2 protein-coding genes are annotated in these 1,218 nt (G+C 71.3%); both read left to right on the forward strand.

The features are described from left to right. Nucleotides 1–213 (forward strand): hypothetical protein (locus AC5RWX_RS33525; RefSeq protein ID WP_494100464.1); only part of this gene is annotated, 213 nt, incomplete at its 5' end. Continuing rightward, nucleotides 210–1,214 carry an NAD-dependent epimerase/dehydratase family protein gene (locus AC5RWX_RS33530; protein WP_494100465.1) on the forward strand — a complete coding sequence of 335 codons (1,005 nt, stop codon included), beginning with the start codon at nt 210–212 and terminating at the stop codon, nt 1,212–1,214. The genes AC5RWX_RS33525 and AC5RWX_RS33530, both read left to right, overlap by 4 nt. The last annotated feature ends 4 nt before the right edge of the window (nt 1,215–1,218 follow it).

Raw genomic sequence — 1,218 nt, forward strand, 5'->3', positions numbered from 1 at the left:
ACCGTTCCGCCTGCGCGTAAAGCCGGCCCGGCCGCGCCGCAGCTTGCCGGGGATGTCCGCAAGGCGGCCCTCGAGGCCGCCGTCCATGTCTCCGCTGTGCTCGAAGTCCCCGCGCAGCCCACGGATATCCGGCACAACGCCAAGATCGACAGGAGCCGCCTGTCCCGCTGGGCATCGCGGGTGCTGGCCGGGGGCCGGCCAGGAAAGCCATGAGGGTCCTCGTTACCGGCGCAAGTGGGCTGCTCGGGGGAGAAGTGGCCCGGCTGCTGGTGCGCCAGGGCCATGACGTGGCTACTTTCCAGCGCCGGCCGTCAGGGGTCGACGGCGCCACGGACTTCTCCGGGTCCGTTACCGACGTTGAAGCGCTGCGGCGGGCAGTCCAGGGCGCCGAAGGGATCATGCACCTGGCCGCGAAGGTTTCCTTCACGGGCCGTGCCGCGGAGTTCGATGAGGTGAACGTCGAAGGGACCCGCCGCCTGCTCCATACCGCCCGGGCGGCCGGGGTGAGGGACGTGGTGTTTGTGTCCTCCCCGTCCGTGGCCAACTCCGGCGACGCCATCGCCGGGCTGGGTGCGGAGCCGGCGGACCCACAACACGCACACGGCGACTACTCCCGCACCAAGGCCGAAGCGGAGCTGCTGGCGCTGGCCGTGGACGCTCCCGACTTCCGGGTCACAGCGGTGCGCCCCCACATCGTTTGGGGCCCTGGGGACACGCAGCTGGTGGAACGGGTCCTGGCACGCGCCAGCCAGGGACGCCTGCCGCTGCTCGACGCCGGTGCGGCCCTGATCGACACCACCTACGTGGACAACGCCGCCGCGGCCATCGTCGCCGCGCTGCACCGCATGGAACACGTCCATGGCAGTGCACTGGTGGTGAGCAACGGCGAGCCCCGCCCGGTGGGCGAGCTGCTGGCAGGCATCTGCGCTGCGGGAGGCGTCCCGGCGCCGTCGTGGTCTGTACCGGGTGCGGTGGCACGGGCGGCGGGGGCTGTGGTGGAGAAGGTCTGGACTTGGGCCGGGCGCCAAGAGGAGCCGCCGATGACCAGGTTCCTCGCCGAGCAGCTTTCCACCGCGCACTGGTTCGACCAGCGCGAGACCCGGGAACTCCTCAACTGGACGCCTGCCGTCTCGATTGATGAGGGACTGGCGAGGCTGGCTGAGCACTATGGGTCCCGGCCGGCGGCGCCGGCTGCGGCGGAGCTGATGCCATAGACGC

Source organism: Arthrobacter sp. SPT-J7, from assembly GCF_059089965.1.

Coding starts and splice junctions, on each gene's coding strand:
- AC5RWX_RS33530 (WP_494100465.1), top strand. CDS start 210: ATGAGGGTCCTCGTTACCGGCGCAAGTGGGCTGCTCGGGGGAGAAGTG.